Below are 26595 nucleotides of genomic sequence, written 5' to 3'. Positions count from 1 at the left end.
GTTATTCAACATGGACACTGTATTGGTGAAGGAATATCGGGCGGACATATTGGAGTGCGTCCACAATGGACATATATGCATTGTGAATGAACAAGGTAAGGTCGAGGCTTATGCGGGAGATCCGGATTATGTCGCATTTACGCGTTCTTCGGCCAAGCCGATGCAGGCGATTCCTTCCATTCGCGGCGGGCTGGCGGATCATTACGGACTGTCCGATGAGGAAATTGCGATCATGACGGCCTCGCATCGTGCGGAGCAGGCTCATGTGGAAGTATTGGAGCGGTTTGCACGCAAGGCGGGCATCAGCGAAACTCACATGGTGTGCGCATCCAGCTGGCCGCTGGACGAAGGAAGCAAAGAAACACTTCTGCGAGGCGGCGGCGATAAAAGTAAATGGTACCATAATTGCTCCGGCAAGCATTATGGCATGCTGGCCTACTGCCAGATGGCGGGATATCCGCTGACGGGATACGATCAGCCGGAACATCCGCTGCAGCAGGAGATCCTTCGGACGGTCGCCTATTTGGCTGGATTGGCTCCGGGCGATGTTAAACTGGGAACCGATGGATGCGGCTTGCCGGTATTCGCCATGCCGCTCCGCGCTTTGGCAACAGCCTACATGAAGCTTGCATGCCCGGACCTTATAGAGGACGAGCCGACGCGAAAGGCAGTCATTCGAATCACGAAGGCCATGCATGCAGCGCCTTATATGGTGGCGGGTAAACATAAAGTGGATACCCTTCTTCTGGAAGATCCTAATATTGTGGCCAAGGGCGGCTTCAAGGGAGTGTACTGTTTCGGCCTTAAGAAGGAGCGGCTCGGCATCTCTTTCAAAATTTCGGACGGCTCCGAGGAAGAATGGGGCTGGATCGCGGAGTCCATATTGGAACAGATCGGCTACGGCAGCAAAGCGACCATCGAACGGCTGAAAGCTGCATATCCTAAGGATTTATATAATGATGAGGGTCTTCGAGTAGGCAGGGTAGAAACCGGATTTAAGCTGCTCCACGCTTAAGGGCGACTGATTAGACCGGAAACCGCCGGGGTATTGAATAGTAAAAAAGGCGGAGGTGACCGGCCATGATTAAAATCATGACGGCAGCGGAAAGACATACTACCCATGAAGACGGTATTCATAGCGAATTCAGCTTTTCTTTTGGTGATTATACAGACCCGCATAACGAGCACTTTGGAAGCCTTCTGGCGCATAATGAATACGTGCTCCAACCGATGGAGGGGTTTGATCGCAGGTTTCATCATGATTTGGTGATTGTGCATTTGGTGCTGGAAGGCACGTTGACGTATGAGGATGATACAGGGAAGCTCATGGAGCTTACGCCCGGTACGATTCATGTCGTGAATACAGGCTCCGGCGTGTACCATGCCGAGAGGAACGCCTCATCTTCGGAGGACGTACGCTATCTGGAAATGTGGTTTCTCCCTGCGGAGCCGGGCCTTGAGACCAGTCACCATCAAAGCAATTTCACAAAAGAACAGCAATTGAACCAGATGCTTCCGATCATCGGTTCAGGCAATGGTGAGTCGAGCCTGCCCCAGTCGCTGGATGTTGTGATGTACAGCAGCATACTGGAGACCGGACAAGAACTGACGTACAGTCTGGCCGGGGATCGTAGAATGCATCTATACGTCATAAGCGGTGATGTCGTAATATCATCGGAAGACGGCGTATTCGATATTAAGGCGGGCGATGCGGCAAGGATACAGCGTCGTCATGAGCTGACCTTCCGGGGGAACTCCAGTGAGGGAAGCTCGGAAATGGTCCTTATCGATATGCCATAACGTAAACAGAAAGCCCCGGGACTTGCGAGATTCGCAAGTACCCGGGGCTTTTGTGATGACAAAAGCGCTTCTTAAGAATACACTCAACGTTCGTGAAGATACCGTCCTACTGGTTTCCGCGGAGCTGTCCAAGCTCGGATACAACGGCTTCCACTTCCGAAATACTAAGATTCTGTTTATTCATGACCATATCGTACAGATCATAAATATCGTCATATTGGTTAACCGAGAAGGCAGAGGCCTGCATGGCAGCGCCTGTAGCCATCCGTAGCTTCGTTTTAATCTGTTCGATCATATACTCGACATTGGCTTGGGATTTTTCACTCAAATCCATGGAATAACACCATCCTCTCTTAGGCGGATTTACGATTTTCATCCCTGTATTGTAACATGTTAGCGTGCGGCTCGACCAATGTTTTTGCCATCGGTGAGGAAGATAGGTTAAAATCAGAAAAAAACGCTTCACCGTCAGCGATGCGAATCATCGAACCATTTAATCAAGGAGGTCCGTCATGAGCGAACAAGCCGGCAAGACGCCAAGCGTGCATGCTGCCAAAGCCAAGATGTCGGGCCATGAACTGGCCGATTTTTTTCGGGGGATTTCGCAGCGCCATGCGCTGGGCAGCATCGTATTTTTATGTATTGGCACCGACCGTTCCACAGGTGACGCGCTCGGTCCGTTGACTGGAAGCCGGCTTGTGGAATACGGTTTTCCGCAGGTGATCGGCACGCTGCCCGAACCATGTGATGCTTTCAATCTTGAGGCAAAGCTTCAAGGCATACCCGAGGATCAGGTGGTTATTGCCATTGATGCTTGCTTGGGACAATCCTCTTCCGTCGGTTATTTCTTTGCAAGCGAAGGTCCGCTGGCGCCGGCCCAATCCGTCGGCGGGAAGCTGCCGGCAGTGGGAGACTACAGCGTGGCAGCGGTCGTGAACGTTCATGGACCGAAGCCGTATTGGACCCTCCAAGTGACGTCCCTTTACCAGGTCATGGGAATGGCGGAGCAGATAGCGAAGCAAGCCGCGGCGGCCTTTGGCCTTAGGCCGTAAGACACGCGTTTCAACCGGGGTTGTTTTTGTTTAATAATAGTTCATTCTTTATAAAATAATGGGTGTCTATCCTAGGGCATCGCTGAATAGAAAGAAGGGTATCGCTATGGAAAAAGTACAATGCAACGGCAGCACGATTTGCTACGTGGATCAGGGACAAGGTGAGCCGGTCATTCTGCTTCACGGTTTCTGCGGAAGCTCCGCCTATTGGGAACAGGTACTGCCATATCTTCAAGGCTTCAGAGTCATTGTACCGGATCTCCGGGGGCACGGGCGGTCCGATGCACCGATGGGATCGTATACCATCGAACAAATGGCGGACGACGTCCTGCTACTGATGGATGAGCTCGATATTCCGAAGGCGGCGTTGCTCGGTCATTCCCTCGGAGGATATATAGCGCTCTCCTTCGCCCAGCGCTACGCTTCTCGATTGAACGGCTTTGGCTTGATCCATTCTACGGGCTATCCGGATTCGGATGAAGCGAAGGAGAAACGGGTGAAAGCGGTCAGCACCATCCAAGGGGAGGGCATTACGTCTTTTGTTGACGGATTGGTGCCGGGCCTGTTTGCTCCGGATACGAAGGAAACCAAGCCGGAATGCATTCAGCGGGCGAAGGAGATCGGTTACCTTACGCCGCCGCAAGGAGCGATAGGTGCGGCGCTGGCCATGCGCGAGCGGCCGGACCGGCGAGATGTGCTATCGGCATCCACGCTGCCGATCCTGCTTGTGGCAGGAGAGAAGGACGGCTTGATTCCGGCGGAGCGCACCTTTACCACAGACCATGACAACGTAACCCGGATCGTGATCGAAGGCGCGGGTCATATGAGTATGATGGAGACGCCCGAGAAGCTCGGCGAAGTCATTTCCGCTTTCATGGGACGGCTGGAGCAAGAATAAATCCATATCGTTTATAATAAACGGATACTCCTATTGCGGGGTATCCGTTTATTGCATTCTGGGCTGCAGTTGCAGTGGACCCTCCATCGCTTCCGGACCCCGCCTGAAACAAGCGTGAACGGGCAGGAAGGCGGCTACTGGAATTCTGCTCCCGGATAGCCTACAATTTAATCGTGATCCGGATTGGGGATAGACCCGGCATGAATGCACCTGCAGGGGATTCACCGAAGCTGCCGGGCATGCCGGTCCTAAGTTCCTTGGCAGCGGGAATTACCGGAAGGTTAAAGATGAGGTCAACAATTCGCTGCATCCGGCACGGATGCAGGTTGGGGGCGAGTGCATGTTTCGCAGGGATTATCTTGTGCGGCTTATTGAGGATATGACACAGATGATAGCCAAAGTGTTTTCGCTCAAGCAGGAGCGCAAGCACACCGAGGCTTTATGGGAGCTGGATGAGCTTTTTAAACGGCAGTTCCGGCTAAATTCAGGGCTGCTTCGCTCCTTGTCCGCAGCCGATATCGAGCAGCTCTTTCGTAATCATGGTTATCTGGAAGCGGACAAGCTGCAGAGTGCCGCTAGGCTGATGGAAGAGGAAGCATCGCTGCTGCTCGAGCTTGAGCGCGAAGAAGAAGCCGTTATGCTCTATACCAAGGTCTTTCAGTTATATTTGAAGTCAGCCCTGCAAGGGGCGGATCCGAAACTGATCGGGTTGACGGAACGAATCGGTCTGGTGAAAGAACGTTTAAGGGCTTACGCGTGGCCCGAAACGGCGATGCTGGATTATTATGCGTATACGGAGCAGCAGGGGATGTTCGCGGAAGCGGAGAATACCCTGTACCAACTGCTGGATAGCGGTAAGATCGAATATGACGAAGCCGTAAGGTTCTATCAAAGATTGCAGCAGAAACGGCCCGAGGATTTGGCAAAAGGCGGGCTTCCGCTGGAGGAAGTCGAGGAAGGCATGGACGAGCTCCACCGCCGTTTTCCGCATGCGGCGGTGGACGGAGATAAACCGATTCCCGGCCTCGATTAACCTGTCTATAACATAAAAGAAAGCGAGATGTACCTTTTGGATGCATTAAGAAAATTGATTCATAACATCATGGAAGAAGCATCATTGATTACGGCTACGCTAAGCCAGCTTCGTAAGCGGGAAGGCATGACCTACAGCAAAGTAACGGTTAAGCCCATAGAGCTCAAGAACAAGCTGCACTATCAGCTCGCCTATTATTCCGCAACCAAGGTCACCCATCAGAATGTGCCTGCGGATGAGGCGGAGGCCGTACTGTTGGATATGTTCGAAAATGTATTCCGGCAAGCGATGATCTATACGCCGGAAGCGGACTATCAGGTTCTGATTTCGAAGAAATACAAGGTTTCGATTCTGACCAAATCCGCTTCCAAGACCAAAACGGATTTGTCGCATAACCGGAAAAAGACGTACATTCTTGAAGAGGGAGAGCCGGTTCCGTTTCTGGTGGAGCTGGGCATCATGGGCGAGGATGGCAAAGTATTTGCCCGCAGATACGATAAATTCAAACAGATCAACCGCTTCTTGGAGATGGTGGAGGATGTCCTCCCTCATCTGCCGGAGGACCGTCCGCTTACGATCGTCGATTTTGGCTGCGGCAAATCCTATCTGACCTTCGCCTTGTATCACTATTTGGCGGTAACCGCGCGCAGAAAGCTGAATATTGTCGGATTGGATCTCAAGGCGGATGTCATCGAACACTGCAGTATGCTGGCGAAAAAACTGAATTATACTCAATTGCGGTTTCTTGTCGGCGACATTGCGGAATATGACGAACTGGAGCAGGTGGATATGGTGGTCACGCTGCATGCATGCGACACGGCAACCGATGCGGCGCTGGAAAAAGCGGTCCGCTGGGGGGCTTCGGTGATTCTGTCGGTGCCTTGCTGCCAGCACGAGCTGTTCGCCCAAGTCCAGAGCCCAGTCATGGAGCCGCTGCTGTCCCACGGTATCTTGAAGGAACGCTTCTCAGCTCTTGCCACGGACGCCATTCGGGCCAAGCTCCTCGACCTGATGGGCTACAAGACGCAGCTGCTGGAGTTTATCGATATGGAACATACGCCCAAGAATATTTTGATCCGTGCGGTCAGCGGTTCTGCCGGAGATCGGAATAAACTATGGCAGGAGTATACCGCGTTTCGCGATTTTTTAAGTGCCTCGCCGTACCTTGAACGGGCTTGCAAGGATCTGCTCCCGAATACGGAAATGGAATCGCGTTGAACCGGATTGGCGATGAACGTGCGAGCGCGCACGTTCATCGCTTTTTTTGATGGGAAATAGGAACTTCGGAGCCGGTCTTCCAGTTATCGCAAGAGAATCAAACGTCTAAACGCGGTGATTCTTCTAAGAATGTACGTCGATAGACGTCTTTTTGCGATGGCGATCAAAGCCTTGATCTAGAGAATCATGCGGGCCTTACAGCACTCGATGAGATCGCCAACATTGAATCAAGAATAACGCCGACCGTCCTTGTCCACAATGGCTATTAGGTGGGTTTCATGCTCAGCACTCGGAGGGGCGGGAGCGTGCAAGTGGCGGAAACGGAGAAGGGTTACGCATTCTTTCTTGAACGGGGCGTGGTGTAATGGCATCGAATACCCTGCATCGTGTTTGCGGGATGATGCTGATCGGGCTGGGGCTTGCTGCCAGTATCCGGAGCGGAATGTTTTTTGACGAGGATATATATTGGATCGGAGCGGGTTTCGGCGTGCTTCTGCTGCTCATGACGGGAGCCGATTGGCAGGGTGCCGTTCAAGGCCGCCGGAAGAATCATGGCATGGGAAAACTGCCGGAGGCGGTTCCTTCAGACAGAGAATTGCGGGTGGTTCTTGGCTGCATCTGCGCAATCCTTCTCATCTACGTCTTTCACGGGATAGGGCGCCCCCTCTCTCTGGAAGGCACGATGAAGGAGATCATCCTGTGGGGAAGCTATGGTTCTTTTGCCATTGTTGCTTGGCGCACGTGCCGTACAGGCCCCGGCTTACGGATCATGCATGCCGGCTGGCATCTGCTGGGCGCCGTGCTGTGCGGCAGCGCATTGCTTGCCGTATACGGGCTTATGGAGCTGCCGTATGGGATCTATCATACGGCGGATGCGGACATTAGCGCGACTGGCGCGAGGCTTGGCGGCCTGCTTCAGTACCCGAACACGTTCGGTGCGGTGATGGCCGCCTTTTTGCTGGAGCGGCTGTTCGCGCTGCCGTCCGTCCTGCGGAACCGGACGGGCACGCTCCGCGCAGCGGCTGCGCTGCTGCCGCTGCTGCCTTACACTGCCGCGCTGCTCCTAACGGAGTCGCGCGGCGCCTGGCTCGCGGCCGCTCTTGCGTGCGCGGCCGGCTTCGCCAAGGAGCGGCGTGCCTTGGCGCCGCTCCTGGTGGCTGCCGCCGCGCCTGTGGCGAGCGCGGCGCTGCTGTACCGCCAGCTGGCGGATGCCAGGCTGGCGCCAGCCCTGCTGCCCGGCCTGCTGTGGCTGGCCGGGCTTTGGGCCGGCGGCGTCCTCGCCGGCCTGCTGCTGTGCCGCTGGCGGCACAGGGGAGGGCCCGGGCGGCGTTACGCCGCGCCCGGGGCCTTGGGAGCTGCGGCCTTGCTGGCAGCCGCAGCGATGGTCGTGATCCTGCTCCAGGTGCAGGATCGGACCCTGGGCGGCGCGGCAACGCTCAGCGCGCGCCGCCTCATGTACAGCGACGCCTGGCAGCTGGCCCGGTCGTCGCCGTGGCTGGGACGGGGAGGGGAGACGTGGCGGCAATCCTATCTCGCCATTCAGTCCCAGCCCTATGTGGGTGCCGAGGTGCACAACGGATATATGGATATCCTGTTGAATACGGGAGTCATTGGGCTGCTGCTTGTCCTTATTCTGATTATCTTTATGGTTGCTAAGCTCATCGCGGCAAGCTCCCGATTCATGCCCCCCGCCCTCGTGCTGATCGGACATGCGTCCGTGGATTTCGATTGGGGCTTCGGGTTGGTATGGCTGCTCCTATTGTGGCTTACGGTAATGGGCTTGGCCGGGGGTTCCCCCGATGAGGCGCCGCAGCTTGGATCTATGGCAACTCGGCTACCCCGGCCGTTCAAACGATGGAATCAACTGCAAACCGGCTATGAAGGGAAGGGGGCCCGTTCCAGGGTTATGGTCATTCTCCCGATCGTGGCTTGGACTTTCCTCGCCGCGGCGCTGGGCATCAGCGAGCTCCAAGAGCGGTGGGCCGCATCAGAGCCGCCAGGCCGGCAGATCGTGCTCCTCCGATCCTCGTTGAAGTGGAACCCCGCCAATACGGATGCGGCCATAAAGCTCTCGGCATGGCTTCCCCCAAGCGAGCGGATTCCGCTGCTGGAACGAAGCATGAAACATGCGCCGAATCACCCGGGTTTAAGCTGGAGGCTGGCAGAAGGCTATTCCCTAAGAGGCGAATCGGAGGAAGCGGCGGCATGGTTCAAAAGGGGGATCGAACTGGATCGTTTCAATCCGGTCAAGCAAACCCGGGCCGTGCTGAAGCTGGCCGCCCTTGCGGACTGGCACCGCAGGGCGGGAGATTCCGCCAGAGCGGTTGACGCGGCCCGGGCCGGATGGGATACCTTGAAGCGCTATCGCTTTCTTGCGGCCGCCCTTCATGAGCTTGATCCTTTTCGAAATGACCGTGGCTTTCATCTGTCCGTGCTTGCGGCTCGGCAGGCCAACCGCTTCGATAACACGATGACATGGGGAGAACGGGAGCATGCTGCAAGGCAGCCCTGATATCCGTTATCCCCGCACAGGATATGGCGAATCATGCCGAATCGCAACCGATTGCGGGGATGCCTCTCCTGATGCGGTACCATGAAGGGGCGGCAGTTCATGGCGTTGACGACGCTTTGATGGCTCGCCTTAGAACGAACGGTGTAGAAAGGACCGACCTATCGATCTTCGGTTGACGATCCAAATGCAGTCTTTTGTCGCATTTTCTCACGGTGTGACGGAGAAGAGAGGGGGCTGTGTCATCCCCCGAAGGCATCCCGAAAAGCGGAGGCCAGTTGGCGCTCCGGAACCTGCCAGAGCTCGGCAAGCTCGCCGCAGACGTCTTTTTCCCACCAGTCGCACAGCAGTTTTTTGTTGCTGTAGTTTTCGTGAATCCAGATCAGGTTTCCGATGACCTTCCGATAATACAATTCCTCTCCTTGCTTTAAGGTTTCCGGAGGAAGGTACAGCTTGAGCCGCTTGGTCGTACGGTATAATTCTTTGCTGCAGGCCCGCCGTATCCCGCGCGGGGAGGGGGGCTTGCTGCCCGGTCGTTTGGCATGGGGAGAATGCATGCTTTAACTCACTCCTTTGCTTCACCATATGTCCCGAAACGGGCGAAAGTCACTGCGCCGCCCATAATTGGGCGCATTAGAAGGCATGTAGAAGGCATGTAGAAGGCATGTAGAAGGCATGTCCCGGGCTATGTTAGAATAGGCTAGTACTAGAAATCAACGCAGTAGGAAGGCGGGGGACAAGCGTGGAATTCTTTTACGAGGCTGTGGGCCGACTGTTTGAATGGATCCAGCAGCTGGGCTATTTCGGAATCATGCTCGGATTAATGGTGGAGGTCATCCCAAGCGAGATCGTACTCGCCTATGGCGGTTATCTGGTTTCCATGGGGGAGGTTCATTTTATCGGTGCCATGATTTTTGGTACCGTTGGCGGCGTGCTCGCCCAGTTATTCATTTATTGGATCGGCCGTTACGGGGGGAGGCCCTTCCTGGAGAAGTACGGGAAGTACATACTGATTAAGAAGAAGCATATCGACTACGCCGAGGAATGGTTCGGCAAGTATGGTACCGGCGTTATATTTACGGCTCGGTTTGTACCGGTGGTAAGACATGCGATTTCCATCCCGGCGGGCATATCCAAAATGCATGTGGGCAGGTTTACGCTGTTGACCACCCTAGCGGTTATTCCGTGGACGGCATTATTCTTATACCTCGGATTGCTTCTGGGCGACCAGTGGGAGCATATCGACGAGAAGGCAGGGCCTTACGTTCGGGAAATTCTGCTGGGCGCATTAGCCGTCATGATTCTTTATTTTTTGATAAAATGGATAAAATCAGCGAAGGCGAGGTCGAAATAACGAATGAGTATGAATATGGCAAATCATTTGGGTACGGGCATATCTCCGCAGCAATTCATGGACGGCATGCAGAAGAACCAGGAGACGTTCAAGGCAGGCTACGAGCAGTTTAAATGGGAGAATGAAGAGGATAAAGAGTTTTTTGAAAGCCTCAATTTCAGGGATGATCTGCGTGTCCTCATTCTGGCAGCGGATTGGTGCGGCGATGTTGCGCGCAATATTCCTGTCGTATTCCGTGCGATGGAGGCCGCGGGAATTGAGACGGAAGTGCTGATTATGGAAGAGAATCTGGATGTCATGGATCAGTTCCTGACTATGGGCGCCCGTTCCATTCCGGTTGTTATCATTTCGGATACCGGGGGACATGTCCTCGGCACATGGGGACCGCGTCCGGCGCATGTTCAGAAGTTTATGATTGAGTTCAAGCAGAACAATCCGGATCGTGAAGCCTCAGACTATCAGGACAACCTTGCCGTCACGCGGCAAAGCATCATCCAAGCCTACGGGGAAGGGTATGAGTTTCACGCTGCCATCATTAAGGAATTGCGTGAACTGATGTCAGGGTTCTAATCATGACACTTCATATTGAGACCTTTAATTTAGGACCGCTTCAGACGAATGCATATTTACTGACAGGGCCTGTGGAAGGCAAAGCGATCATTATCGATCCTGGCATGAACCCGGGGCCCCTTGTGAAGAGAATAGCCGATTTGGAGATTGAAGCGATCCTGCTGACCCATGCGCATTTCGACCACATGGGGGGCGTCGAGGAGATCCGCAAGCTGAAGGAATGTCCTGTCTATCTCCACACCTTGGAGAGCGAATGGCTGGCCAGTCCCAAGCTTAACGGTTCGCTGATGTGGCCTCAGGTCACCGGACCGCTGTCCACCGAGCCGGCGGAGTATGATTTGGCCGATGGGCTGGAGCTGCAGCTAATCGGGCATACCTTCAAGGTCTTTCATACACCGGGCCATTCGCCGGGAAGCGTGAGCTTCAAGTGCGGAAATGATCTGTTTTCCGGCGATGTGCTGTTCCGTCTAGGCGTTGGGCGAACGGATCTTCCGGGCGGCCGTGAACGCGATTTGGTTGATTCCATTCAGAACACGCTGTATACGTTTGCGGATGAGGTCGTTGTGTACTCCGGCCACGGGCCACGGACCACCATTGGCTATGAAAAGCAGCGGAATCCTTATGTTCCTGCGAGCAGGTAGGATAACATCCGACATAAATCGGGAAACTTTGTCTGGACAAATATAGACAAGATTGATACAATACGGTTAATTAAATGTTACCCATTGCGAAGCACGCAGACTGTGGAATTCATCCCGGTTTGCGTTCTTTTATTTTATGGGGAGTTTTTTGGCATGGACGTGATTAGGGGGAAGCGCCAGTGAGGAAAGATCATCTATCGCTGCTGAACGGGAATGTTACAAGAAGCGAAGCGATTGATCGGCAACCGGAGTTCCGCCGGCGGGGCCAGACGGATATTTCATCCGTTGTCTGGGACAGGCTGGTGAAGGATGAAGGGATCGCGCAGCAGCCATGGCATCATCGGCTGCAGGTTATCAGATTGAATCAATAGGTGGACCGCTAACATGACACCCTCATCATGAAGTGAGAAACAATGATCCTCCGATTGGAGACTGCAGCCGGGCCAGCCGGCTGCTTTTTTTTGTTTTTTTACGGATACCATAAGGAATTTTAGAAGCATTCGGAGGCATCAATATAAATTACATCATTTGGTACACGATAAATATAATAACCGTTTGAACGATTGGCTGCAGTTATTCGTATTACAGGCGAAGGCGAAAGAAGGTGATGGTTTCAATCATGATCCCTGGCGAAGAGGATTTGATACGACAAGCGCAGTTAGGAGATGCTGCTGCCATGGCGCTGCTGTTCAAGCAGCATTACTCCTTCCTTTATAAATATTTGCTGAAAGTGACGATGGACCCGATGCTTGCCGAAGATACCGCGCAGGATACCATCGTTCGATGCATGGAGAATATGAACCGTTACAACGGGACTTCGTCCTTCTCCTCTTGGATGATTACCATTGCTACCCGTTTGTTCATCGATAATACCCGGCGAAAGAAACGGGAGAAGAAATGGCTGGAGCAGGAGGCGGTTCAATCGGCAAGGCGGATGCGCTGGCAGATGGAGCGGCGGGGAGAAGACTGGACGGATATGCTGGATGGATTGTCCCGATTATCCGAGGATCATCGGATTGCCATCCTGCTGAAGCACTATTACGGCTACAGCTACGAGGAAATCGGAACGATGCTCGGAATCCCCGAAGGAACGGTGAAATCGCGGACCGCCTACGGCATTAAACAGCTGCGAAAGGAGATGGGTGACGATGGTCAAAGGACCTGAACATGAGGATGAAAAATGGATTGAAGAATTGAACCAGGAAATGAAGCGGGTGGATCAATTGTTTGAAGATGCGCCATCCCCATCCCTGGAAGGAATGCATGCGTTGGCCGTTCATACCTTGGAACGCAAACGGAAGAGGATGAAATACGAGCTGCTTCTCTTTCTTCTGGTTGCGCTCTTTATCGTCGGCGGGGGATTGATGGCTGCCTTGGCAGCGCCGATGATCCTGCTGTTTATTCACGGGTTCGGCATGGTCGCGGGGATTTCCGTTCTTGTATTTTCCAAAAGCCTGAGATCTGCCGGAAAGAAGGGAATCCGATGAATGAAGTGAACGAGAGCCCGCTGGTAGTGATCGTCCTTGCCGTTGTGCTGGTGCTGATCCAAGGGACATGGCTTTTCCTGGATGCAAGGAAGCGGGGGCTTGGCAAGATGGCTTGGTTCTGGGGGATATGGGGGTCTACGACGATGCCGTTACCGCTGCTCTTTTACTGGATATTCGTCATTCGTAAAGACGGCAGCGAGTCTTAAGCTTCTTCATTAAATATGGAACATGGGGGGATTGTTATGGATATTAACTGGGGATTGATCTGGCCGATCCTTGCACTGCAAGCGATTCTTGCGGTCACGGGTCTTCTATCTTTGTTTCGGGCAGAGCCGGCAAACATACGTGGGCCGAGATGGATGTGGGTGTTGATTATATTGCTGGGTAACATTCTTGGCAGCATTGCTTATTTTATTGCGGGGAGGCGAGAGGCTTGACGGAGAAACTTCTTAGTATTCATGAACTGACCAAAAGCATCGGAAGCATCATGCCGGTTAAAGGCATCTCGTTTGAATTGAAGCGCGGAGGCTGTACGGCGCTGCTGGGACCGAACGGCGCAGGGAAGACGACAACGCTGCGAATGCTGGCAGGATTGATTCCTCCGACCCGAGGCGAGATTCGATATGGATCGGGAGATGGACATACGGACAGTTGGCGTCACCGGATTGGTTACTTGCCGCAGTATCCGAAGTTTTATGGCTGGATGTCAGGCATGGAATATTTGTCATTTAGTGCCAAGCTGTCGGGATTGTCCGGAAAAGAGGCCCTTCGGCGAAGTCGGGAAGTGATCGAGATGGTGGGCCTGCAGGAGGCTGCCAAACGCCGGATATCCGGTTATTCCGGCGGAATGAAGCAGCGGCTTGGCATCGCACAGGCGCTTGTGCACGAGCCGGAGCTGATCATGCTGGACGAGCCGGTATCGGCGCTGGACCCGATCGGACGCCGGGAGGTTATGGACCTGCTCGACCGGCTGCGAGGGGAAGTCACCGTTCTGTTCTCGACCCATGTGCTTCATGATGCGGAGGAAATTTGCGATGACATGATACTGATGGTAGACGGGGAGATTGCGGAGAAGGGCGCGCTTAGCGAACTTCGCACGAAATACCGCCAGCCGGTCTTATCGATTGATGTTGAACCGGGGGAGCGGGAAGTTGTTTGGCTCGACAGTCTCGCGAACCGTCCTTATGTGCAAGAGATCGAGCTCGGCAAACGCGGCGCCAAGCTGATGGTGACGGATATGGAGGTGGCGCGTGCCGCTTTAATCCAAGAGCTTGCCGACGGCGGAATCGAGCTGCTTCGTTTTGAAGCCGGCACGTCTACGCTCGAGGATATGTTTATGAAGGTGGTGGGCTCATGAAGCCGTTCTGGATCTATTATCAAAAAGAGATGCTTGAGTCCGGCCGGACCTATAAATGGATTTGGGTCCCCGCCGTTTTTCTGCTGCTTGGCATTATGCAGCCGGTATCGACCTATTATTTGCCGGAAATCCTGACCATGGCCGGAGAAGTGCCGCCGGAAGCGGCGGCGTTATTTACCGTCCCGTCCGCCGAGAGCGTGATGGCATCAGCCTTAAGCCAATTCAGCGTTATCGGCCTGCTAGTGCTTGTGCTTGCGGGGATGAACACGGTAGCAGGAGAAAGGGCCACCGGCACGGCTGAGCTCGTTCTTGCCCGCTCGGTATCCACGATTCCCATGATGGCTGCCAAATGGGCCGCCATGATGACTTTGGTAGCCGCATCCTTTGCGCTTGGGCTTGGCGGCGCAGCGTATTACACGCATCTGCTCATCGGTCCCTTGGAATGGGGGGCGGTGGCCAGCGGCGGGGGCTTGTATGTCGTATGGCTGGCTTGGATCGTAACGCTTGCCCTGCCGCTCGGCGCCGTCCTCCGCGGGCCTGCTGCTGCTTTCATCAGCTTGGCGGTGGCCGGCGCGCTTTCGCTCTTGTCCGGTTTGCTGCCCTCCCGCCTTCAATGGAACCCGGGCCGATTAAGCAGCATGGCCGCGGAGCGGATTGTCGGCGAAGGGAGCAACGTCTGGTCTCCGATAATCGTGGCAATACTGCTCATGGTGCTGTCGATTATCGTTGCCGCGAGGCTGCTCAGACGGAGCCCATTGTCCCCGCAATCCTAGTTTCCATGGGAGATTCAGGTTTTATGTGAATCACATGGACATCTCTATCTTTTTTTAGTAGACTATGAAGATAAGAAAACGGCAATCGACTTACTTTTCGGAAGACAGACCGCATATAGCGGAAGTTTTCTTGGGAAATAAGGATGATTAGCCATAGAAGTTTATACTTTCTTATCGCTTGAAAAAGGATAGACAACTCAGGAGGTAGACGATGCTGCGTTTAGGGGAAAAGATCACAATCGTTGCGGATGCCTTTGAGCAGAATCTTCCAATCGGTCAATACGGTTATATCATCGCGTATGACCGAAATCCGGACAATGCGTTCGATTACGTCATTCGGATTCCGAGCCTCAACCGTAATTTTTTTGTTCCGGCGGATGATGTAGAGCTGGAATCAATCGTGTTGAAACAGGAAGCCGAGCGGGTCGAGCGGGAAGCGCTCATCGATTTCGCCCTGTCGACATATAATGAGAAGCTGTTTCGTCAAGTGATGAACGGCGAGTTGGAAAGTGTTGAAGAGGAAGAGGAAACCAAGGAAGCAATGTCCCAGGCGGACTTCATCAAACAGGTGAATCTTCGCGCTTGGATCTAGAAGAGTCGGCTGAGGCCGACTCTTTTTTGAAGTGAGAGGCAACCAGTTCCTGAAAGCTCCACGCTTCAAGCCATTGGATTGAATCTTCCATGCTTCTACAATATAATGAGAAAAGTTATCGAGACAGACTTTACCCCTTTAACTGGATAGGGGCATGAAGGAGGACGCAAAGCCATGAGCATTACCGATAAGGATGTTCAGCATGTAGCGAAGCTGGCCCGATTAAATTTGACGCCTGAAGAAGAGCAGATGTTTACCGGCCAACTGAATGCGATTTTACAATATGCCGAGAAATTAAACGAATTGGATACGGACGGCGTTGAGCCGACTACGCACGTGCTGCACCTCAGCAATGTCATGCGGGAAGACGAAGTGCGCGAGAGCCTGCCGATCGAGAAAGTGCTGCTCAACGCACCGGATGAAGAAGACGATCAAATTAAAGTACCTGCTGTTTTGGAATAGCCTGGAGGGAGGATACACACTTGAGTCTGTTTGATTACAAGTTATCGGAGATACATAATAAGCTGCAGAATAAGGAGCTTTCCGTAACCGATCTGGTCGACCAAGCGTTTACCCGTATTTCCGAACGTGAGGATCGGGTAAAGGCATTTATTACGCTGGACGAGGAAGGCGCGCGTACATCGGCCAAGGCTTTGGACGACAAGCTGGCTGCTGGGGAGACGCGCGGACTGTTGTTCGGACTTCCTGTCGGAATTAAGGACAATATCGTAACGGAAGGGCTTCGCACCACATGCGCAAGTCAGTTTCTGTCTAACTTCACGCCGGTTTACGATGCGACGGTTGTCGGTAAATTGCGTGCGGCGGACACCGTAACGATCGGCAAGCTGAACATGGATGAATTTGCAATGGGAGGCTCCAATGAGAACTCCAGCTTTTATCCCGTGCGCAACCCATGGGACCTGGACCGGGTACCAGGCGGCTCGAGCGGCGGCTCGGCTGCGGCCGTGGCTGCCGGCGAAGCTTACTTCGCGCTGGGCTCGGATACCGGCGGCTCCATTCGGCAGCCGGCTTCTTACTGCGGTGTCGTGGGACTTAAGCCGACCTACGGACTCGTATCCCGGTTCGGTCTTGTCGCCTTCGCTTCATCGCTGGATCAGATCGGGCCTTTGACGAAAAACGTAGAGGATTCTGCCTATGTCCTGCAAGCCATCGCCGGTTATGACCCGATGGATTCGACATCCGCCAAAGTGGACGTGCCCGACTATCTGAGCGCATTGTCCGGAGACGTTGCCGGTCTGCGCATCGCCGTGCCTAAAGAGTATCTGGGCGAGGGCGTTGACGCCGAAGTGAAGGAAACCGTCCTGAACGCGCTGAAGGTGCTTGAATCGCTGGGCGCTACCTGGGACGAAGTTTCCCTGCCGCATACCGATTATGCGGTCGCTACGTATTATCTGCTTGCTTCTTCGGAGGCTTCCTCGAATCTGGCCCGCTTTGACGGCGTACGTTACGGCGTTCGTTCCGACAATGCAGGCAGCCTGATCGACCTGTATCACGAATCCCGCAGCCAAGGCTTCGGGGATGAGGTGAAACGCCGCATCATGCTGGGGACTTACGCGCTCAGCTCGGGCTATTACGATGCCTATTATTTGAAGGCGCAGAAAGCCCGTACCCTCATCAAGCAGGACTTCGATAAAGTATTCGAGCAATATGATGTCATCATCGGACCAACGGCTCCGACTACGGCTTTCAAGCTGGGGACGCAGGTCGATGATCCGCTGACGATGTATTTGAACGATATCCTGACGATTCCTGTCAGCCTGGCGGGAGTGCCGGCAGTAAGCGTCCCTTGCGGATTCGCGGACGGACTGCCCGTAGGAATGCAAATTATCGGGAAAGCCTTTGATGAGTCGACCGTGCTGCGCGTAGCGCATGCCTACGAGCAAAATACAGATCATCATAAACGGCGCCCTGAACTGTAAACCGGCGGCAGAGAAGGAGGGAAACAATCGATGTCTACATCTAAATATGAAACGGTTATCGGATTGGAAGTTCACGTAGAGCTGCATACCCATTCCAAAATATTTTGCGGCTGCTCCACTGCGTTCGGAGCTCCGCCGAACACGCATACATGTCCCATCTGCCTTGGCCATCCCGGCGTTCTGCCCGTATTGAACCGCCAGGCTGTGGAATATGCCATAAAGGCTGCCATGGCGCTGAACTGCACCATCGGCGATGTCAGCAAATTCGACCGCAAGAACTATTTCTACCCGGATTCCCCGAAAGCATACCAGATTTCCCAGTACGATCAGCCGATCGGCGAGAACGGCTGGATCGATATTGAGGTGGACGGGAAGACGAAGCGGATCGGCATTACCCGCCTGCACCTGGAGGAAGATGCCGGCAAGCTCACGCACGTCGACGGAGGTTATGCATCGCTGGTCGACTTTAACCGGGTCGGAACGCCGCTCGTTGAGATCGTGTCCGAACCGGAGATCTCGACGCCGGAGGAAGCCAAGGCATACTTGGAGAAAATGCGCGCGATTATGCAGTACTGCGACGTATCCGACGTGAAGATGGAAGAGGGCTCGCTTCGCTGCGACGCCAACATCAGCCTTCGTCCATGGGGACAGAAGGAATTCGGAACGAAAGCCGAGCTGAAGAACATGAACTCCTTCCGCGGCGTGCAGCGCGGGTTGGAATATGAGCAGTTCCGTCAAGCGGAAATCCTTGATGAAGGCGGCGTGATCGTACAGGAAACGCGGCGCTGGGACGAAGCCCAGGCGAAGACCTTCTCCATGCGAGGCAAGGAGCAGGCGCACGACTACCGCTATTTCCCGGACCCGGATCTGGTGTCGGTGCATATCAGCGAAGAGTGGAAAGAGGCGGTTCGCGCGACGATCCCCGAGCTTCCGGATGCCCGCAAGGCCCGCTATGCTTCCGAGTACGGCTTGCCGGACTATGATGCAGCGGTCATCACGTCATCCAAGCTGCTCGCCGACTTTTTTGAGGACAGCTTGAACTACACGAAGGATGCCAAATCCGTATCCAACTGGATCATGGGCGATCTGCTGGGTTATTTGAACTCGAACAATCTGGAGCTGTCTGAAGTGAAGATGACGGGTCAAGGCTTGGGCGAGATGATCGGCTTGATCGAGAAGGGGACCATCAGCAGCAAAATCGCGAAAACCGTCTTTAAGGAGATGCTGGAAAGCGGCAAGCTGCCTGCGCAAATCGTTGAGGAAAAGGGACTTGTCCAAATCAGCGATGAAGGTGAGATCAAGGGCATCGTTGAGCAGGTGGTCGCGAACAATCCGCAATCCGTGGAGGATTACAAGGCAGGCAAACAGAAGGCGATCGGCTTCCTGGTTGGTCAAGTGATGAAAGAGAGCAAAGGGAAAGCCAACCCGGCCCTCGCCAACAAACTGCTGGTTGAGGTGCTGAACGGATAATTACCGATCCGGGGTTTTTCCTCGAATCATTTTTTTAGAAGATGTGGAGCTTGTCCCGAAATCGGGGCAAGTTCCTTTTTAAGATATCAGAAAGTATGAACTTCGGAAGGGCTGCTGCCTGATATCGCAAGAAAAACGACCGTTAAACGCGGTCTGTTTTCTTTGAAAGTACGCCGATGATTTTTTTCTTACAATAACTCGGTTAGGGGATGAATGGATGATTAAGGAACTATCCTTGGAGGATCGGGATACCGTGCAGCAGATATGGAGCCTGCAGCACATGGCGTACCCTTTGGAAGCCGAATTGATCGGATTCTCGGAAATTCCTCCGCTGCTGGACACCTTTGAGACGATCCGTGCGAGCGGGGAAACCTTTTTTGGTTATATAAATGAAGAAGGGGATCTTATCGGAGCCATAGCGGTGGAGCCCGAAGAGGATCAGGTCACCATATCGCGGATGATGGTCCATCCCGGTCATTTTCGCAAAGGTATCGCGGGGAGTTTAATTCGCCATGTATTGGAAAGCTACAAGGAGGCGCCGATGTTCACGGTATCGACAGGGACGCGCAATACGCCGGCTGTGACCTTGTACGAGAAATTCGGGTTCGTGAGGGACCATGCATTCGAGGTTGCCCCGGGCGTGGAATTGACCGAGTTCCATCTTCATAAACAATGAATGATATCGCATATTCGACAGACGTGACGTGAGGGGAGTATCGTTCTTTTGACTAATCCTTGGGTGATAGATAATGTATCCATATTATTACGATTGCTGCTGGCTATGCTGCTTGGCGGCTTGATCGGTTTTGAACGGGAGCGTTCCAACCATGCGGCAGGATTGCGCACCCATATCTTGGTGTGTCTGGGCTCTGCGCTTATTATGCTGTTATCCATTTACGGTTTTTCCGATTTCGTTGCCGAGATTAACGTTCGGATCGACCCTGCGCGCTTGGCCACGGCCGTCATTACCGGGATCGGGTTCCTTGGCGCCGGCACCATTTTGTTTACAGGCAAATCCATTACCGGATTAACGACCGCCGCGTCCATCTGGGTTGTGGGTGCCGTGGGGCTAGCCGTAGGGGCCGGGTTTTATTTTGCGTCGATTGTATCCACGGTGCTGATCCTTCTGAACCTGGTGGTCTTTAATAAGCTGGAGCAGCGGTACATCCGCGGCAGCAAACTGCATTTGATCACCCTGCATGCGGCGAATACGCCGAATATTTTGGATGACATATCGGCAGTTCTGGAGGAGCAGGAATTCGTGATCAAGAAGCTCGTCGTAAACGAGCGGAGCAATGCGGCATACGGGGAATTGCAGCCTGCGGTGCTAGGACTCGAAATTTCGCTGCAAGTCTTGACCGACCGTAAATTCGAACCGATGGAGATCACCCGGCAATTGCGGGGAATCGGCCACGTAACGATGGTAACGGCTGAATAATCGGCTTCCATCATCATAACCAAACGGCATCTGCTGAATTACCGGCAGGGCCGTTTTTTTGTAGGCTTATCAGCTTCTCCTGAATGGCCTATCCAGTTTTTTGCCAGTTACTTCGGCTTCGCATTGGGGTACTATCAAAGAAAAACATCGGTAAACAACGCCAGTCCCTTGATGTTTGGAAGGAGGCTAGTAGGTTATGAATCCAACCACCGAAACGCAAACCGCAGTCCGCAAGAAAAAAAGGCGCTCGATTCGGATGAAGCGGCATCCCGGACTTCAGCGAAAAAGACGGAAATTCTACGCGCTTTTATTAGCCGCACTCATTCCAGGGCTGGGTCATCTGTACCTCGGCATGTACCGTAGGGGAATCACGTTCATCATGCTGCTGCTGCTGGATATATCGGCGCTTTTATATTTCTCTTCCATCGGCATGCAGATCAACGTTCCGCTGCTTGTCGTGCTGGGGCTTCTGATTCCGATCGGTTATTTCTATAACGTGTTTGACGTGCTGCAGGCAGCCGAATATATTATTTCCCGAAAAAGACGCGGCGAGGCAGCCGCTGCTTCCGGAGGTGACGGAAGAGGGAACGGGGCTATTCATCTGTTTCGCGGCGAGCGGGGAATCGCTTTTGGCTTGATGCTGGTTGTTACCGGGTCCCTGCTCATTTTGTTTCACCAGAAGCCGCCTTGGCTGCAGCAGGGAATTCGCGACTACGGTGCGGAGGCCTCCGCCGTCGTGCTCATCGTTATCGGGATTTGGGCCGGGATCCGGGAAGCTCTCAGGCATCATAAAGACAAGAGAAAATCCCTATAGTACACGTACAGCGGCACATGGGTGAAAGCCGCGTAATCAGACGAGGGGAGGAGACGGATGAAACATAAAATCAGAGTTGGGCGATATACGGCCGCCTTGCTGCTTGTCAGTACGGGCGCTTTGCTGCTGCTTGACGAGTGGAGAGGGACGGATTATATATTCATGCTCCAGCGTTGGTGGCCGCTGCTGTTTATCCTGCTCGGCGTTGAATATATCGTCAGGTATACACTGTCCCGAGCCCTGGGCCGTCGTAGGGAATTTCGGTTTCGGCCGGATATTCGGGGGATTCTGCTGGCAGTCGCCGTTACGGCGTCCGTATTCGTGATTTCCCAGCAGGAGCATTTCCTTCATCTCTGGAACCGGGTGAGCCTGAATTTGACGGCAGCGGGCGTGGATTACAGCGAAGCGGAAGATAACCGGTTCCAGAAGCCGGCACTGGATATACCGGTGGAGCTCAATACCGAGAAGATCATCGTCGATCACTTGAACGGAGATATCTCCATCACGCGGCAGGACGTCGACGATATCCGGGTGGAGGCGATAGTGTGGGTCGACCGAGAGCAGCCTGGTGTAGCGGAGGCGATCGCCGAGCAGTCGACGATCGAGGTCGGGGAAGGCAAGACGATCACGATTCGGTCCAAGGGAAAAGCCTATGGAGAATCGGGTAAACGGCAGCCCCGAATGAATTTGAATATCGCGGTCCCGGATGATCGCCGGTTCAATTTTGAGATACGGACGATGAACGGAGCGATTACCTTAAACCGGGTGGAAGCGATTGAGAATATTTTGCTGGAGAGCGGGAATGGGCCTATCACGATGGATCGGGTCTACGGGAATGTGACAGGCAAAACGCTGAACGGCGAAATGACCGCGCGCGGCGTTATCGGTAATGTTAAAATGTCCACCAACCGCGGGAATATGCTGGCCGTTGACATCACGGGCGAGACCGACTTGACCACGCAAGTAGGAAACATGACGGTCAAGCGAACGACGGATCATATCCGGGTCCAGACGAGGAACGGCAATATTCTGATCAGCGGTGCGGAGTCGCAATTAAGCGCCGAGTCCCTTAATGGCGGAGTAGCCATTCGTTCCCCCCGGATCGGAGGCGATTGGAATGTATATAGCGCGGTTGGAGAGATGAATCTTCACGTTCCTCTCGAGGGCGATTACAAGCTTGAAGGGACGATTAGTTACGGAAGAATTCTGACCACGCTGCCTAATCTTAAGATCGAGCAGAAAACCATTTCCGGGGAATCCGGCACCGGCGAGCATTCCATTCGCATTGAAGGTAACAGTAACCTGAACATTTACCGGAGCTACCCGGAACAGGAGGAAGGCCGGAACAGCGGGGGCTGGACGCCTCTGCCGGATTGACAACAATCCAAGAAACGCCGTACAATAAAGCGTAAGAGCGATCTATGCTTTGTAAAAACCAGTTAAACTTGAAGGCGGTGGGCAACCATGGGAACGTCCGTACAGCATGCGCTGGAACAACTGAAAACGACCGGTGTCCGTATCACGCCGCAACGTCATGCGATTTTAACGTATTTGGTGGAATCTATGGGCCATCCGACAGCGGATGATATTTATCGGGCTCTGGAACCTAATTTTCCTAGTATGAGCGTAGCCACAGTATACAACAATTTAAAAATGTTTATTGAAGCCGGCATGGTGCGCGAGCTGACGTACGGAGACAATTCGAGTCGTTTTGACGCCAACGTCTCCGACCATCATCATGTCATCTGTCAAAGTTGCGGCAAAATCGAAGATTTCAGCTATCCGTCCCTCGAAGATGTGGGAGTGCAGGCTGAGAAAAGCACCGGATTTGAAGTAAAAGGACTGAGAATGGAGCTGTATGGGCTCTGCAAGTCCTGTCAATAGACGCCGGTTGTTATAGATGATGAACGTGCGGAATGAACCATTCCACACGTTTTTATTTTTAAGGGCTTATTTTTTCGCGATGGCATTGGGGCGATTTGGCGAAAGTGAAATGGGGGAGCAGTTTGGCAAGAAGAAGATATCGGGGAAAAAAGAGGCGTACAAACAGAAGCTCTTTTTATCTAGGGCTGATGCTGATTGCGGCGGGGGTCTGGTGGGTTGTCACCACGTTGTTTCCGAACCAGACCTATACCGTACCGGACTGGCGCGGAATGGACAAGCCGATTTTCGTTCAGGGCGAATTGAAGGAGCATCCTGCTCTGGGATCTGGCGAAGAGCTGCTGCTGCCGATAACGGTAATTCAGGAGAGCGTGGATGCCAACATCCGTTTCGAGCAGGAAACGGAATCGATTATTATTACGACTTCCGAATCGGTTTTTCGCATGAAGATGGATAGTCTGAAGGGGGAACTGAACGGCAAAGCGGTTACCCTGCCTTATGCGCCTGAACTGGTTAACGGCATTGCTTATGTTCCGCTGAAGCCGCTCAAGCAGCATTATGGGGTGGCCGTTCACGAAGACTCGGCAACAGGCGCGGTCATTTTGATGCGCGCCGGGGATGCGATTCAGCTTGCGAAGGCGGCTCCCGGTAAACCCGAGGACACCGTTGCTCTGCGCGAGAGCGGGGAGAAGAAGTCCCCGATCGTACTGGACATGCCGGCCGGCGAGCGGCTTCGGGTATGGCGCGAAGAGGAGGGATGGTTCTTCGTTCAGGCGGATAACGGGTATACGGGATATGTTCTTAAAGAGCAGATCGAGCTTGGGGAACTGAAGGAAATTCCGGCTCTGAAGCAGATCCCTTCGCGGGCTGAGCTGGAATGGAAGGACAAGTCGGTCAACCTGGTATGGGAAGCCGTCTACACCAAGAATCCGAGCACGGATAGCATTGGCGAACTGCCTGGTGTCAACGTGGTCAGTCCGACCTGGTTCAGCATCGTGGACGGAGAAGGAACGGTCAAATCCAAAGCGGTTAAGCAGTATGTGAGTTGGGCGCATAACAGGAACAAGGAAGTTTGGGGTCTCATGGACAACAGCTTCGACCCTGACCTGACCACCGAAGCGCTGTCTACGTTCGATAAAAGATCCCATATCATTGAACAGATGCTGGCTTATGCCAAGCAATACAATCTCGACGGTATCAATATCGACTTTGAAAATGTCTACACCAAGGATAAAGATCATGTCGTACAATTCGTGCGGGAAATGAAGCCGCTTGCCAAAGCCAGAGGTTTGATTGTGTCCATCGATGTTACGCCCAAATCGAACAGCGAGATGTGGTCGCTCTTTCTCGACCGGAAACGACTCGGCGAAACCGTTGATTACATGATGGTGATGGCCTATGACGAGCACTGGGCCACCAGTCCGAAAGCGGGATCGGTCTCCTCATTGCCATGGGCTGAGCAGTCGGTAAGGCGAATCCTGGAAGAAGATGCAGTCCCGCCATCCAAGCTGGTGTTGGGCGTACCGTTGTATACGCGGGTCTGGACCGAAACGAGCGAAGCGGGAGAGACGAAAGTGTCCTCCAAAGCGATTGGTATGGAGAAGCTGCAGGCCCTGCTGAAGGAGGAGAAGGTGAAAGGCTCGCTGGATGCCGGGACCGGACAGAATTATGTCCAATTCGAGGAGGGAGAGTCCATTAAGAAGATATGGATGGAAGACGGCACTTCATTGCAATCCCGGGTCAAAATGGCCAAAAAGCTGGAGCTTGGCGGCATTGCTTCCTGGAATCGAAGCTTTGCCGTCCCGGAAACGTGGCATGTTCTTAAGACGATACATGATTAGGGAACCATGGAACTTATCATTCTCATCCTAAACACAAAGAACCCGGTTATCGCGAGGATAACCGGGTTCTTTGTGTTTATTCGTCTTAAGCGTTGCGAATCCTACATATAAGCAGGTTCTGCAAATCCTTGTTAGGATTTGATTTGCTGGGCTTCAAGCTCTTCTGCTGTGATGTTGGCTTGGCTCGGATCCAGCGTCAAAATCGTATGGCAGAACATGCAGCGGTCGGTTTTGCCCAGCATTTTGGTCAGTTTATTGCACTCCGGGCACTGGATTTGGACGGCGCTCGTGGACAGCATGCCTGCCCAAAAGTAAATGCCGAGACTTCCCAGCATCATAATCAGGCCAAACACCAATCCGATACCGGCAAATATTTTGCCTGCTTGTCCAAAGAATACGATACCGGCCGTGCCAAGCACCATAAGGCCCATGCCGAGCATAGTCAGCAGCAGTCCCCATGTGCGGAAGGCGTTGATTTTTGCATTCTTAAAGATCATGCTCGAAAACTCCTGTCTATTCAAATAGTTGTTTATGAAATAAGGCGAAACAAGAAATGAGATCTTGAATTCCGTTTGTCATCTTATAAGATCTTATCTCCTAAAAGAAGGAACTTACATGGACATGTAGAATTACATTATAACTGAAATGGCTGAAATTCGCCAAGGAATGTATGGAGGGAAACGTGGAATTAACCAACTTTTCTTTTTATTATGGAAATACGGTTGATGAGGAAGCTGTAGGAGCGATAGCATACCGTAATTCGGACAAAATGCAGCGAGGATCACTTGTTCACGATTTTGAGGTCAATATTGTTGTCGTGTATGACGGAACGCCTGATGAGCCTCCCATCCAGCATTCTATCGTAGGCGGGGAACGCTGTCAGGTGTTAAGCATCGGCTTGGACGAATTGCATCGGGAGCTCCTGAGGGGCACGGACAAAGTATTGATCAAATGCCTCCTGGAAGGGGATGTCATAAAAGACAATCAAGATCGCCTTTCCAATCTGCGACGAGATTTCCTCAGGTTCGCAGAACCGTTCCGGGAGCAAAAATTGTTTATAGGCTTTGCCCACTTCCTGCAAAAGTACATGGATGCCAAGATGCTTTTGAAGGAGGAGCGGGTGCTGGATGCTTACCATACTCTATTGGAAGGTCTGCACCATTGGGGCGAGCTGGAGCTGATCGAGCGGGGGATTCATCCGGAATCGGCGGTCTGGGAGCAGATTACAGGATTAAACACACCTGTACGCAAGTTATATGAAGAGCTTACGGTCAGCACGGAAACGCTGGGACAACGGGTAGAGCTGGCCTTGCTTGCCTATGAATTCTCCATGATATCCAAGCTGGAGAGCTCTTCTGCACTATTGCTCCGCATATTAAGAAGCCGTCGGAATCCTTGGACGATACAGGAGCTGGTGCTCCACCCTGAGCTGGCACCAGTATGCAAGGAGCTGCCGATCGTGATGCGCAAATTGGTGTATCGGTCGCTGGTGAAGGAAGTTCCGGTATGGAGGGAATCCAGATCCTACGGGTCTGAAGCCATCCGGTACTACACCGACTTATGAGGAAGGACGGGAGTCCTTCTTTTTTTGTGCAGAAGAAGCTAATACTAACGTTTATGAAACCGCGTCTCAGGAAACAGTATCTAACGAGAGTGACATCAAGATAGGGGGAAGGTTTAGCGAATCATGTGTCGATTACTTTGTTACATGAAGTCGAAAAATAATTTGGCGAATCATGTTGACGAGCCAGCTGTTTCTGTGATACATTATAACTCGCCCCTTCGAAAGGGACTTTGATAATTCGGTTAAGAAGATGTCGAATTAAAAAGTTCTCAAAAAAAGTTCTTGACGAAATGATGGGCAGCATGATATATTATAAAGGTCGCCGCTGAAAATGAGTTTTCGGCGAAAGACAAAGAAGTTGAT

At 53.1% G+C, this 26595-nt stretch carries 31 protein-coding genes; 28 read left to right on the top strand and 3 right to left on the bottom strand.

Annotated features, from left to right (window positions below):
• Positions 1 to 10 precede the first annotated feature (10 nt).
• Positions 11 to 1015 (top strand): asparaginase, encoded by a 1005-nt coding sequence (locus tag M1D70_RS27345; protein WP_009594097.1) that lies wholly within the window; start codon positions 11 to 13, stop codon positions 1013 to 1015.
• A gap of 65 nt (positions 1016 to 1080) precedes the next feature.
• Positions 1081 to 1800, top strand: a complete 720-nt coding sequence (locus tag M1D70_RS27340; RefSeq protein WP_456288453.1) for a pirin family protein — start codon at positions 1081 to 1083, stop codon at positions 1798 to 1800.
• A gap of 106 nt (positions 1801 to 1906) precedes the next feature.
• On the opposite strand, the gene M1D70_RS27335 is transcribed toward M1D70_RS27340, so the two are convergent.
• Positions 1907 to 2134: a DUF1128 domain-containing protein gene (locus M1D70_RS27335; RefSeq protein ID WP_015737472.1), complete on the bottom strand. Its 228-nt coding sequence runs from the start codon at positions 2132 to 2134 to the stop codon at positions 1907 to 1909.
• A gap of 178 nt (positions 2135 to 2312) precedes the next feature.
• On the opposite strand from M1D70_RS27335, the gene yyaC reads away from it, so the two are divergent.
• The 5 genes from yyaC to M1D70_RS27310 all read left to right on the top strand — a co-directional run bounded on the left by yyaC (position 2313) and on the right by M1D70_RS27310 (position 8513).
• Entirely contained in the window at positions 2313 to 2852 is a 540-nt protein-coding gene (yyaC, locus tag M1D70_RS27330) for a spore protease YyaC (protein WP_456288452.1), read from the top strand.
• Positions 2853 to 2958: 106 nt separating this feature from the next.
• Positions 2959 to 3750: an alpha/beta fold hydrolase gene (locus M1D70_RS27325; RefSeq protein WP_456288451.1), complete on the top strand. Its 792-nt coding sequence runs from the start codon at positions 2959 to 2961 to the stop codon at positions 3748 to 3750.
• Between the two features lie 340 nt (positions 3751 to 4090).
• Positions 4091 to 4783, top strand: coding sequence for a DUF6483 family protein (locus M1D70_RS27320; RefSeq protein WP_456288450.1), 693 nt, complete (start codon positions 4091 to 4093; stop codon positions 4781 to 4783).
• A 27-nt stretch (positions 4784 to 4810) separates the two neighbouring features.
• Positions 4811 to 6001 (top strand): class I SAM-dependent methyltransferase, encoded by a 1191-nt coding sequence (locus M1D70_RS27315; protein WP_456288449.1) that lies wholly within the window; start codon positions 4811 to 4813, stop codon positions 5999 to 6001.
• 364 nt (positions 6002 to 6365) lie between these two features.
• Positions 6366 to 8513 (top strand): O-antigen ligase family protein, encoded by a 2148-nt coding sequence (locus tag M1D70_RS27310; RefSeq protein ID WP_456288448.1) that lies wholly within the window; start codon positions 6366 to 6368, stop codon positions 8511 to 8513.
• A gap of 239 nt (positions 8514 to 8752) precedes the next feature.
• Here the strand turns inward: M1D70_RS27310 and M1D70_RS27305 are convergent, their stop codons facing one another.
• Entirely contained in the window at positions 8753 to 9067 is a 315-nt protein-coding gene (locus M1D70_RS27305; RefSeq protein ID WP_009594078.1) for a hypothetical protein, read from the bottom strand.
• A gap of 185 nt (positions 9068 to 9252) precedes the next feature.
• On the opposite strand from M1D70_RS27305, the gene M1D70_RS27300 reads away from it, so the two are divergent.
• From M1D70_RS27300 to M1D70_RS27205, 20 genes are all read left to right on the top strand, one after another.
• Positions 9253 to 9864, top strand: a complete 612-nt coding sequence (locus M1D70_RS27300) for a DedA family protein (protein WP_009594089.1) — start codon at positions 9253 to 9255, stop codon at positions 9862 to 9864.
• A gap of 3 nt (positions 9865 to 9867) precedes the next feature.
• Positions 9868 to 10434: a thioredoxin family protein gene (locus M1D70_RS27295; RefSeq protein ID WP_036673129.1), complete on the top strand. Its 567-nt coding sequence runs from the start codon at positions 9868 to 9870 to the stop codon at positions 10432 to 10434.
• Between the two features lie 2 nt (positions 10435 to 10436).
• A complete protein-coding gene (locus tag M1D70_RS27290) occupies positions 10437 to 11075 on the top strand; it encodes an MBL fold metallo-hydrolase (RefSeq protein ID WP_456288447.1) in 639 nt (212 codons plus the stop codon).
• Positions 11076 to 11254: 179 nt separating this feature from the next.
• Positions 11255 to 11446 (top strand): hypothetical protein, encoded by a 192-nt coding sequence (locus tag M1D70_RS27285; protein ID WP_009594128.1) that lies wholly within the window; start codon positions 11255 to 11257, stop codon positions 11444 to 11446.
• Positions 11447 to 11682: 236 nt separating this feature from the next.
• Entirely contained in the window at positions 11683 to 12240 is a 558-nt protein-coding gene (gene sigY / locus M1D70_RS27280) for an RNA polymerase sigma factor SigY (RefSeq protein ID WP_009594091.1), read from the top strand.
• Positions 12224 to 12562 carry a YxlC family protein gene (locus M1D70_RS27275; protein WP_009594083.1) on the top strand — a complete coding sequence of 113 codons (339 nt, stop codon included), beginning with the start codon at positions 12224 to 12226 and terminating at the stop codon, positions 12560 to 12562. The genes sigY and M1D70_RS27275 overlap by 17 nt, the downstream gene beginning before the upstream one ends.
• Positions 12559 to 12768, top strand: coding sequence for a hypothetical protein (locus tag M1D70_RS27270; protein WP_009594077.1), 210 nt, complete (start codon positions 12559 to 12561; stop codon positions 12766 to 12768). Before M1D70_RS27275 ends, M1D70_RS27270 begins: the two co-directional genes overlap by 4 nt.
• 36 nt (positions 12769 to 12804) lie before the next feature.
• Positions 12805 to 12999 carry a PLDc N-terminal domain-containing protein gene (locus M1D70_RS27265; RefSeq protein ID WP_009594094.1) on the top strand — a complete coding sequence of 65 codons (195 nt, stop codon included), beginning with the start codon at positions 12805 to 12807 and terminating at the stop codon, positions 12997 to 12999.
• On the top strand, positions 12996 to 13919 hold the full coding sequence (locus M1D70_RS27260; protein WP_456288446.1) for an ABC transporter ATP-binding protein: 924 nt from the start codon (positions 12996 to 12998) through the stop codon (positions 13917 to 13919). Before M1D70_RS27265 ends, M1D70_RS27260 begins: the two co-directional genes overlap by 4 nt.
• Positions 13916 to 14692: a hypothetical protein gene (locus M1D70_RS27255; protein WP_456288445.1), complete on the top strand. Its 777-nt coding sequence runs from the start codon at positions 13916 to 13918 to the stop codon at positions 14690 to 14692. Before M1D70_RS27260 ends, M1D70_RS27255 begins: the two co-directional genes overlap by 4 nt.
• 211 nt (positions 14693 to 14903) lie before the next feature.
• Positions 14904 to 15284 (top strand): hypothetical protein, encoded by a 381-nt coding sequence (locus tag M1D70_RS27250; RefSeq protein WP_009594088.1) that lies wholly within the window; start codon positions 14904 to 14906, stop codon positions 15282 to 15284.
• Positions 15285 to 15458: 174 nt separating this feature from the next.
• A complete protein-coding gene (gene gatC / locus M1D70_RS27245; RefSeq protein WP_009594109.1) occupies positions 15459 to 15746 on the top strand; it encodes an Asp-tRNA(Asn)/Glu-tRNA(Gln) amidotransferase subunit GatC in 288 nt (95 codons plus the stop codon).
• Positions 15747 to 15766: 20 nt separating this feature from the next.
• On the top strand, positions 15767 to 17224 hold the full coding sequence (gatA, locus tag M1D70_RS27240; RefSeq protein ID WP_009594131.1) for an Asp-tRNA(Asn)/Glu-tRNA(Gln) amidotransferase subunit GatA: 1458 nt from the start codon (positions 15767 to 15769) through the stop codon (positions 17222 to 17224).
• Positions 17225 to 17254: 30 nt separating this feature from the next.
• Complete coding sequence (gatB, locus tag M1D70_RS27235) at positions 17255 to 18694, top strand: Asp-tRNA(Asn)/Glu-tRNA(Gln) amidotransferase subunit GatB (protein ID WP_456288444.1); 1440 nt, start codon at positions 17255 to 17257, stop codon at positions 18692 to 18694.
• 217 nt (positions 18695 to 18911) lie between these two features.
• Positions 18912 to 19370: a GNAT family N-acetyltransferase gene (locus tag M1D70_RS27230; RefSeq protein WP_456288443.1), complete on the top strand. Its 459-nt coding sequence runs from the start codon at positions 18912 to 18914 to the stop codon at positions 19368 to 19370.
• A 48-nt stretch (positions 19371 to 19418) separates the two neighbouring features.
• Positions 19419 to 20132 carry an MgtC/SapB family protein gene (locus M1D70_RS27225; protein WP_119846411.1) on the top strand — a complete coding sequence of 238 codons (714 nt, stop codon included), beginning with the start codon at positions 19419 to 19421 and terminating at the stop codon, positions 20130 to 20132.
• A gap of 196 nt (positions 20133 to 20328) precedes the next feature.
• Positions 20329 to 20946: a hypothetical protein gene (locus tag M1D70_RS27220; protein ID WP_456288442.1), complete on the top strand. Its 618-nt coding sequence runs from the start codon at positions 20329 to 20331 to the stop codon at positions 20944 to 20946.
• Between the two features lie 57 nt (positions 20947 to 21003).
• Positions 21004 to 22323, top strand: coding sequence for a DUF4097 family beta strand repeat-containing protein (locus tag M1D70_RS27215; protein ID WP_009594051.1), 1320 nt, complete (start codon positions 21004 to 21006; stop codon positions 22321 to 22323).
• A gap of 87 nt (positions 22324 to 22410) precedes the next feature.
• A complete protein-coding gene (perR, locus tag M1D70_RS27210) occupies positions 22411 to 22830 on the top strand; it encodes a peroxide-responsive transcriptional repressor PerR (protein ID WP_009594041.1) in 420 nt (139 codons plus the stop codon).
• 188 nt (positions 22831 to 23018) lie between these two features.
• Positions 23019 to 24668 carry a glycosyl hydrolase family 18 protein gene (locus M1D70_RS27205; protein ID WP_456290507.1) on the top strand — a complete coding sequence of 550 codons (1650 nt, stop codon included), beginning with the start codon at positions 23019 to 23021 and terminating at the stop codon, positions 24666 to 24668.
• 131 nt (positions 24669 to 24799) lie between these two features.
• On the opposite strand, the gene M1D70_RS27200 is transcribed toward M1D70_RS27205, so the two are convergent.
• Positions 24800 to 25165: a YgzB family protein gene (locus M1D70_RS27200; protein ID WP_009594056.1), complete on the bottom strand. Its 366-nt coding sequence runs from the start codon at positions 25163 to 25165 to the stop codon at positions 24800 to 24802.
• A 173-nt stretch (positions 25166 to 25338) separates the two neighbouring features.
• On the opposite strand from M1D70_RS27200, the gene M1D70_RS27195 reads away from it, so the two are divergent.
• Positions 25339 to 26232: a hypothetical protein gene (locus M1D70_RS27195; protein WP_456288441.1), complete on the top strand. Its 894-nt coding sequence runs from the start codon at positions 25339 to 25341 to the stop codon at positions 26230 to 26232.
• Positions 26233 to 26595 lie beyond the last annotated feature (363 nt).

Source organism: Paenibacillus sp. AK002 (assembly GCF_053903045.1).
This window is presented reverse-complemented; position numbering and strand designations above follow the sequence as displayed.

What these genes read in the sequence shown, in the direction of transcription:
- M1D70_RS27250 (WP_009594088.1), top strand. Translation starts at nt 14,904, where the DNA reads ATGCTGCGTTTAGGGGAAAAGATCACAATCGTTGCGGATGCCTTTGAG.
- sigY (WP_009594091.1), top strand. Translation starts at nt 11,683, where the DNA reads ATGGTTTCAATCATGATCCCTGGCGAAGAGGATTTGATACGACAAGCG.
- M1D70_RS27315 (WP_456288449.1), top strand. Translation starts at nt 4,811, where the DNA reads ATGTACCTTTTGGATGCATTAAGAAAATTGATTCATAACATCATGGAA.
- yyaC (WP_456288452.1), top strand. Translation starts at nt 2,313, where the DNA reads ATGAGCGAACAAGCCGGCAAGACGCCAAGCGTGCATGCTGCCAAAGCC.
- M1D70_RS27205 (WP_456290507.1), top strand. Translation starts at nt 23,019, where the DNA reads ATGCTGATTGCGGCGGGGGTCTGGTGGGTTGTCACCACGTTGTTTCCG.
- perR (WP_009594041.1), top strand. Translation starts at nt 22,411, where the DNA reads ATGGGAACGTCCGTACAGCATGCGCTGGAACAACTGAAAACGACCGGT.
- M1D70_RS27325 (WP_456288451.1), top strand. Translation starts at nt 2,959, where the DNA reads ATGGAAAAAGTACAATGCAACGGCAGCACGATTTGCTACGTGGATCAG.
- M1D70_RS27265 (WP_009594094.1), top strand. Translation starts at nt 12,805, where the DNA reads ATGGATATTAACTGGGGATTGATCTGGCCGATCCTTGCACTGCAAGCG.
- M1D70_RS27215 (WP_009594051.1), top strand. Translation starts at nt 21,004, where the DNA reads ATGAAACATAAAATCAGAGTTGGGCGATATACGGCCGCCTTGCTGCTT.
- M1D70_RS27295 (WP_036673129.1), top strand. Translation starts at nt 9,868, where the DNA reads ATGAGTATGAATATGGCAAATCATTTGGGTACGGGCATATCTCCGCAG.
- gatB (WP_456288444.1), top strand. Translation starts at nt 17,255, where the DNA reads ATGTCTACATCTAAATATGAAACGGTTATCGGATTGGAAGTTCACGTA.
- M1D70_RS27335 (WP_015737472.1), bottom strand. Translation starts at nt 2,134, where the DNA reads ATGGATTTGAGTGAAAAATCCCAAGCCAATGTCGAGTATATGATCGAA.
- M1D70_RS27230 (WP_456288443.1), top strand. Translation starts at nt 18,912, where the DNA reads ATGATTAAGGAACTATCCTTGGAGGATCGGGATACCGTGCAGCAGATA.
- M1D70_RS27220 (WP_456288442.1), top strand. Translation starts at nt 20,329, where the DNA reads ATGAATCCAACCACCGAAACGCAAACCGCAGTCCGCAAGAAAAAAAGG.
- M1D70_RS27255 (WP_456288445.1), top strand. Translation starts at nt 13,916, where the DNA reads ATGAAGCCGTTCTGGATCTATTATCAAAAAGAGATGCTTGAGTCCGGC.
- M1D70_RS27275 (WP_009594083.1), top strand. Translation starts at nt 12,224, where the DNA reads ATGGTCAAAGGACCTGAACATGAGGATGAAAAATGGATTGAAGAATTG.
- M1D70_RS27305 (WP_009594078.1), bottom strand. Translation starts at nt 9,067, where the DNA reads ATGCATTCTCCCCATGCCAAACGACCGGGCAGCAAGCCCCCCTCCCCG.
- gatC (WP_009594109.1), top strand. Translation starts at nt 15,459, where the DNA reads ATGAGCATTACCGATAAGGATGTTCAGCATGTAGCGAAGCTGGCCCGA.
- M1D70_RS27310 (WP_456288448.1), top strand. Translation starts at nt 6,366, where the DNA reads ATGGCATCGAATACCCTGCATCGTGTTTGCGGGATGATGCTGATCGGG.
- M1D70_RS27340 (WP_456288453.1), top strand. Translation starts at nt 1,081, where the DNA reads ATGATTAAAATCATGACGGCAGCGGAAAGACATACTACCCATGAAGAC.
- M1D70_RS27200 (WP_009594056.1), bottom strand. Translation starts at nt 25,165, where the DNA reads ATGATCTTTAAGAATGCAAAAATCAACGCCTTCCGCACATGGGGACTG.
- M1D70_RS27320 (WP_456288450.1), top strand. Translation starts at nt 4,091, where the DNA reads ATGTTTCGCAGGGATTATCTTGTGCGGCTTATTGAGGATATGACACAG.
- M1D70_RS27345 (WP_009594097.1), top strand. Translation starts at nt 11, where the DNA reads ATGGACACTGTATTGGTGAAGGAATATCGGGCGGACATATTGGAGTGC.
- M1D70_RS27290 (WP_456288447.1), top strand. Translation starts at nt 10,437, where the DNA reads ATGACACTTCATATTGAGACCTTTAATTTAGGACCGCTTCAGACGAAT.
- M1D70_RS27270 (WP_009594077.1), top strand. Translation starts at nt 12,559, where the DNA reads ATGAATGAAGTGAACGAGAGCCCGCTGGTAGTGATCGTCCTTGCCGTT.
- M1D70_RS27195 (WP_456288441.1), top strand. Translation starts at nt 25,339, where the DNA reads ATGGAGGGAAACGTGGAATTAACCAACTTTTCTTTTTATTATGGAAAT.